Genomic DNA, 6,427 nt, shown 5'->3' with positions numbered 1-6,427 from the left:
GCCGCGGGGCAGGGCGGGGGCCAGGCGCCCGCGTCCGGCGTCGCGGGCAAGTCGGGCCTGCGCCTGCGCGAGCCCACGGTGCAGGCCGATGCGCGCCTGAACGCCATCATCGTGCAGGACATCCCGGACCGCATCCCCATCTACCGCAGCCTGATCGAACAGCTCGACCTGCCCAGCACGCTGGTCGAGATAGAGGCGATGATCGTCGACGTCAACTCCGATCTCGTCAGCGAACTGGGCGTGACCTGGGGCGCGCGCGCCGGCTCCACCACCTTTGGCTACGGCAACCTGGGCCTGGGCCCCAGCGGCGGCCTGCCGCTGGAAAGCGGCGCGGCGCTGTCGCCCGGCACCATCGGCGTGAGCGTCGGCAACACGCTGGCGGCGCGCCTGCGCGCGCTGCAGACCAAGGGCCAGGCCAACATCCTGTCGCAGCCGTCGATCCTGACGGCCGACAACCTGGGCGCCATGATCGACCTGTCCGACACGTTCTACATCCAGACCCGCGGCGAGCGCGTGGCCACCGTGACGCCGGTGACCGTCGGCACTTCGCTGCGCGTGACGCCGCGCCATATCGAATCGAAGAACGGCGCGCGCGTCGAACTGACGGTGGATATCGAGGACGGCCGCATCCAGGAAGAGCGGCAGATCGACAACCTGCCCACGGTGCGCAAGAGCAACATCAGCACCCTGGCCATCGTCGGCAACGACCAGACGCTGCTGATCGGCGGCTACAACAGCAGCCAGAATTCCGAGCAGGTCGACAAGGTGCCGATCCTGGGCGACATCCCGGGGCTGGGGCTGCTGTTCTCCAACAAGTCCAAGACCGTGCAGCGGCGCGAGCGCCTGTTCCTGATCCGGCCCAAGGTGGTGGCGATCAATGGCGAAGTGGTGGCCACGCCCGGCGCGGCCGGCACCGGCCCGATGCTCAACGCCACCTGGGGCGGCGACCGCATGACGCCAGGGCAATACCTCGACCTGGCGCAGAGCCAGCGCACCCGCATCGTGTTCGGGCCGAACGTGGAATTGCGCCGCAGCAGCGGACCGGTGCGCGCCTCGGAATGGCTGGATGGCACGCCGACGGCCGCGCCGGTGCTGGAAGGCAAGTCGAACGCGCAGCAGGGGCCGGTGATTCAGGTCGAGCCGGTGGCGGCGCCGGGCACGGGCAGGGCGCCGTAGTGGCGGGCGGCTCAGTCGTCGAGCCGCAGGCCCTTCTGGGCCAGCTTGTCGCGCAGCGCCGCGCGCGCCCGCGACAGGCGGCTGCGCACGGTGCCGACCGGCACGGTCAGCAGGGCCGCGGCGTCTTCGTACGAGATTTCGTCGATGCCGACCATGAGCAGGATGTCGCGCATGTTCTCGGGCAGCTCGTCCAGCGATTCCTGCAACAGCGCCAGGGTCTGGCTCTGCTCGAGCGCGCGGTCGGGGGGCAGATCGCTGCTGGCGTGTTCGGCCAGCACGCTGTCGCTGACGAAATCGTGGCGCCGTTCCGGCGCGCGCGACAGGTAGTTGCGCACCAGGTTGAGCGCGATGCCGTAGAGCCAGGAGGATAGTTGCGATTCGCCGCGAAAGCTGCGGTACGAGCGGGCCGCTTCGACAAAGGCCTGTTGGGCCAGGTCTTCGGCCTCGGTGGTGTTGCCGATATGCTTGATGATGAAGCGTTGCAGCCGGGTGGAGTGCTCTCGCACCAGGTCGCGCAGCAGGTATTCCTCGCCCGTGTCCCAACCCTGCCCTTCGTCAGCGCGAATGGGCGGCAACTCCGCTTCCTGGGAAGCGGCTGTGCAATCGCTGGGGTTGGTCATGGGAGGCGAAAAGAAACGTGTATGAAGCTACAAGTTACTACCGGCATGCCGCGAATTATCGCAGCTTACACGTGTCACAATATTTCGAAAATCGAAATATTGAGGCAAAAATCGCGTTTTCGTCGTCAGAAATGTAAAAACAAGTAAACCGTTTCTGGCGGGATTCCGCGGGTCGGAATACGCGGCGGGACGGTCTTAGCCGGCCTTGAGCAGGTCGCGCAGCCAGCCGGCGGCGGTGCCTAGGGAGACCGGGCTCTGGCCGGACTGGGCGGCCTGGTCGAAGCGGGCCTGCATGGCCTGGTCCAGCGCGCCGCGGCGGGCGGCGTCGAGACTGGCGGGCGCCACGCCGGCGTCGCTACAGGCTTGCTGGAAGGCGGGCGCGCCGTTGGTGGCGGACAGCGCCAGGCGCGTCAGGAAATCGACGCCGGACAGCGCGTCGCGCGAGGTCTGCGCCATGTCGAGCGCCAGCGCGACGGTGCGCGCGGACAGCGGCTTGCCGGGGTTGGGCTCCAGGCCGAGTTCGCGCGACACCGCGCTGGCGATGCCCTGGCCAAAACTGCGGGCCAGCGCCTGGGCGAACATTTCGGTCGTGTCGACATTGGGCGCCACCCATGCCACGCTGCGGCCGCCGGGCGTGGCGCCCATGCCCAGGACCTGCAGTTTTTCGCCCGCGACGTCGACATAGACGTCCTGCCCGCTCTCCGCCGCCTTGGCGAAGGCTTCGAGAGAGACGAACGGCGATGAAGGGGTAACCGATGAAATTGTCATGCAGCCAATAAATCCGGCGTGTCCGAGATCGGGCCCATAGGAGATTCAACAGCCCCTGTGATTGAGTAACCCGGTTGGCGCTTTAGTTCCATCGCCATGACACGTCAGCCGATTTTATGCCATCGCGCGGTTTCGGTCCGCGCCAAGGAAACAGGGGGTTACCGGGCCTCGTAGACTTCGTCGGCCGCCAGCAGGATATCCACGGGCGGATCGAAGCCGATCACGCGGGCAGTCTGCAGGTTCAAGGCGATCTTGGCAGGGTCGATCCAGACCTGGCTCAGCTCGCGCGCCTTGGCGCCGTTGAAGATGCGCGCCATGGTCTCGGCGTAGAACAGGCCGACGTACGAGTAGTCCGCCTGGGCCAGGCTCAGCAGCAATCCGTGCTTGACCTCTTCCGAGCCCAGCATCGAGAAGCTGGGCACGCGCGCCTGCCGCAGGATCTCGGCCACGGTGTCGATCGACACCGGCGTGACGCCGCGGTGCACCGTGACGTAGGCCGCGTCGATCTTCGGCGCCAGCTTGGCATAGCATTCGAGCGCGTTGCGGGTCGCCACCTCGGGCGCGATGCCGTTGGACGGCGCGTTGCAGGTCAGCACCTCGAAGCCCTGCTCGCGCGCCACCTGCTCGACCGCGTCGACCGCGCTGTAGGTGCGGCCCTCGGGGCTGTCTTCGTAGACCAGGCCGAGCCGCTTGAACGGCACGATTTCGTGGAACAGGCGCACCTGGCGCTGATAGCGTTCGGGCTGGACGCGTGCGTGCAGGTTGTCCAGGCCGCTGTCCTGCGCCGAGCGGGTGATGCGGGCGCCGACGGCGTCGCTGGTCGAGGCGACGATGGTGGGCACCGGCGCGCCCATGCCCGCCATGTCCTGGCCGGCCCAGGTGCCCATGGCGATGATCAGGTCGATGTCCTTCTTTTCCTCCAGCCGCTGCTTGATCGCGGCGCGCACCGCCGGCCGCTGCGCGGCGTCGAAGTTGCCGGGCTGCCACCAGGCGTCGCGCACGAATTCGAGCGTGTCGCTGCGGGCGTTGTCGGCCAGGTATTCCCACATCTGCTTGCCGTTCAGGCCGTCGGGAATGGCGGGCACGGTGATCCAGCCCAGCTTCTGCAGGCCGTCCACAGTGACGCGCAGCGTGCGCGGGTATTCGCTGTAGTCGCCGCTCTCGAAATAGCCGATGCGCCATTTTTTGCCGTCGGGACGCGGCACCGGCTTGGTGGGAAAGACCTGGGGCGCGGCGGCCGCGCCTGCCGTGGGTTGGCTGGCCGCGGGCGTCGCCGCCTGGGCCAGGCTCGCGGCGGGCGCCAGCAGGGCCAGGCTCAGCAATAGGGTGGGCAACGATGTCTTCATGGGCGGCGGATCACGATCAATGTGATGTCATCGGATTGTTCCGCGCCGTCGGCGAACGCCTGCACGTCTTCCAGCAGACGCTTGGCCAGGTTGGCCGCGGGCACGGGGGGATTGGACAGCACGGCCAGCAGGCGCGGATCGCCATACTGCGCATTCTGCGGATTGACGGCCTCGGTGATGCCGTCGGTGTAGCCGACCAGCATTTCGCCCGGCGCCAGCATCGTCGACAGGCAGCGGTAGGTCAGGTCTTCCTGCACGCCGCAGGCCGGGCCGCTGCGGCCCTCCAGCAGCCGAACCACGCCGTCGGCGCCCACCACCGCGGGCGGCAGGTGGCCGGCGTTGGCCCACTGCAGTTCGCCCGTGGTCATGTCGAGCACGCCGATCAGCAGCGTGACGAACATCATGTTCGGGTTGTTCTCGGACAGGCGGTTGTTGATCTTCTGCATGATCAGCGCCGGGTCGGTCTCGTCCTCGGCGGTGGCGCGGATCAGGGTGCGCGTGACCGCCATGAACAGCGCCGCCGGCACGCCCTTGTCCGACACGTCCCCGATCGCCAGGCATAGCCGGCCGTCGGGCAGCGTGAAGTAATCGTAGAGGTCGCCGCCCACTTCCTTGGCCGGCAGCATCACGGCGTTCAGGTCGATCTGCTCGCGGGTGATGGGCGACAGCGGCACCGGCAGCAGGCCGAGCTGGATCGCGCGGGCGATGTTCAGCTCGCTCTCGAAGCGTTCGCGCGCGGTGGTCTCGCGCATCAGGCGGGCGACGTTCTCGCGCAGCTTGCGGTCCATGAACAGGAACGAGGCCGCCAGCCGGCCCACTTCGTCCTTGTGTTTGTCGGGCAGGGCGGCGATGTGGGCGGGCACGGCCGATTCCGCGGTCAGGTCCTGTTCGGGCAGCAGGCGGGCGTAGTGGGTCAGCGTTTCCAGCGGCCGCACGATGCGCGCCGCCACCAGCCAGGCGCACACCAGCGCCACCAGCATCATGCCCACGAAGATCAGCGCCTGCCGGTTCAGCAGTTCCTGCGCCGGCGCGGTCAGGTCGCTCTCGGGCACCACCGCCACCACGGTCCAGCCCAGCGGCGCGAAGCGCGCGCTCTCGATCTGCCAGGGGCCGTCGCCGCCGTCGAAGCGCAGGCTGCGCAGCTTGCCGCCGCCGTCCTGCCGCGCCAGCAGGGCGCGCAGCGTTTCGCCGCCGCCGTCCTTGGCGTCCAGCAGGCCGGCGCGGGCCTCGGGCGGCGGCACGATCATGCGGCCGTCATCGGCCGCGATGAAGATAAAGCCCGATTGCGCCAGCGTCATCTTGGAGAGCGTGTCGCGCACCGAGTTTTCCAGCTGCGCGCGGCGCGTCTCGATCTGCTCGATCACGTCCTGGGCGCTGTCGGAAATGGCGAACACCCAGTTCCACGGGCGGAAATAGCCGAAGTAGGCGTAGCGCGTCTCGCCGTCGCCGCGCTGCGCCGACGGCGGCCAGCGGTAGATCGCGAAGCCGTAGCCGGACGTGCGGCTCTCTTCCAGCAGCGCCTGCGCCAGCGGCCGGTTCTTGAAGTCGGACAGCGACGACAGGTCGCGGTCGATCATGTCGGGATTGCCGCTGGCCAGCACCTGGAAGTCGGCGTCGTAGACGAAGGCGTAGCGGCGGTCGTCGAGCTTGAGGTGGTTGATCCAGGCGCGCGCCATGCCCTTGGCGGCGCCGGGCGTCATGATGCCGCGCTCGGCCAGGTCGGCGTAGGTGCCGAGCGCCGCGGCCACCACGGTGCCGCTCTGCATCAGCTGGCGCCGGCCGCTGCGCACGGTGGAGATCTTGTCGGCCAGCAACGCGCCCCAGCGGGCCTCGGCGTCGCGCAGCACCAGTTCCATGACGTTGCTGACGGCGTGGCGCTCGCTGTTCATCACCGTGCGGGTGACGTTGCGCTGCGAGGTCAGCATCACGAATGCCGCGACCGCCAGGAGCAGCGCTACGACCAGTAGAAAAATCTTGCTACGGAGCGAGCGCAACGACATGGGGGCGATAGGCGGCGGATGAGGTGAAGGCGTGAAATAGGATGCAATTTGCATTAATTGTAAATACCATTAGTGCCCGTGTGTAAATACTTTGCGACGGCGTGGCCCCATGCGTAGCGAACCAATACAAGTAGTGCTCGATGGGTTGCGTCGTCGCCCGGTACTGGAAGTCACTCTGGCCTGTCTGGCCGTGCTGCTGCTGGCGCAGGCGCTGATCGGCGCGCTCAGCCTGTCGGCGTTGAACCGGCTGGTGGTGGACACCACCGCCGACCGCGTCGAAGTGGTGGCGCGCCGCGTCGCCGGCAATATCGAGAACGGCCTGCGCCTGGGCAAGCCGCTGGAACAGTATTTCGGCCTGCGCGACACCTTGCATGATGGCGTCGCGCGCTCGCGCGGCGTGCAGGGCGCGGCGGTGCTGCTGGCCGACGGCCAGGCCGTGGCCGCCGAGGGCGAGCTGCCCGAAGACGCCACGCAGCTGGCGCGCACGCTCGACGCCGGCGGGCCGCTGGCCGCGGGC

Annotated in this window: 5 protein-coding genes and 1 pseudogene; 2 read left to right on the top strand and 4 right to left on the bottom strand. The window is 68.3% G+C overall.

Features of this window, described 5'->3' with window-relative positions:
* Positions 1-1,176, top strand: a 1,176-nt coding sequence (gene sctC / locus H0523_RS31335) for a type III secretion system outer membrane ring subunit SctC (RefSeq protein ID WP_180180290.1), incomplete at its 5' end; no start/stop codon positions are given.
* Positions 1,177-1,187: 11 nt separating this feature from the next.
* On the opposite strand, the gene H0523_RS31330 is transcribed toward sctC, so the two are convergent.
* The 4 genes from H0523_RS31330 to H0523_RS31315 all read right to left on the bottom strand — a co-directional run bounded on the left by H0523_RS31330 (position 1,188) and on the right by H0523_RS31315 (position 5,910).
* Entirely contained in the window at positions 1,188-1,751 is a 564-nt protein-coding gene (locus tag H0523_RS31330) for an RNA polymerase sigma factor (protein WP_231689808.1), read from the bottom strand.
* A 240-nt stretch (positions 1,752-1,991) separates the two neighbouring features.
* Positions 1,992-2,564: a BspR family type III secretion system anti-sigma factor gene (locus H0523_RS31325; protein ID WP_054432744.1), complete on the bottom strand. Its 573-nt coding sequence runs from the start codon at positions 2,562-2,564 to the stop codon at positions 1,992-1,994.
* A gap of 158 nt (positions 2,565-2,722) precedes the next feature.
* The gene (locus tag H0523_RS31320) at positions 2,723-3,910 is read right to left on the bottom strand and encodes an ABC transporter substrate-binding protein (RefSeq protein ID WP_054432743.1); all 1,188 of its coding nucleotides are present in this window, start codon (positions 3,908-3,910) and stop codon (positions 2,723-2,725) included.
* Positions 3,907-5,910 (bottom strand): SpoIIE family protein phosphatase, encoded by a 2,004-nt coding sequence (locus tag H0523_RS31315; protein WP_054432742.1) that lies wholly within the window; start codon positions 5,908-5,910, stop codon positions 3,907-3,909. Before H0523_RS31315 ends, H0523_RS31320 begins: the two co-directional genes overlap by 4 nt.
* 109 nt (positions 5,911-6,019) lie before the next feature.
* Between H0523_RS31315 and H0523_RS31310 the strand changes: the two are divergent.
* Positions 6,020-6,427, top strand: a pseudogene (locus tag H0523_RS31310) (hypothetical protein); the annotation flags it as partial.

The organism is Achromobacter insuavis (assembly GCF_902859645.1).
GTDB lineage: Bacteria > Pseudomonadota > Gammaproteobacteria > Burkholderiales > Burkholderiaceae_B > Achromobacter > Achromobacter insuavis.
The sequence above is the reverse complement of the archived record's forward strand: the minus strand, read 5'-3'. Positions and strand labels throughout refer to the sequence as shown.

What these genes read in the sequence shown, in the direction of transcription:
- H0523_RS31315 (WP_054432742.1), bottom strand. Translation starts at nt 5,910, where the DNA reads ATGTCGTTGCGCTCGCTCCGTAGCAAGATTTTTCTACTGGTCGTAGCG.
- H0523_RS31325 (WP_054432744.1), bottom strand. Translation starts at nt 2,564, where the DNA reads ATGACAATTTCATCGGTTACCCCTTCATCGCCGTTCGTCTCTCTCGAA.
- H0523_RS31320 (WP_054432743.1), bottom strand. Translation starts at nt 3,910, where the DNA reads ATGAAGACATCGTTGCCCACCCTATTGCTGAGCCTGGCCCTGCTGGCG.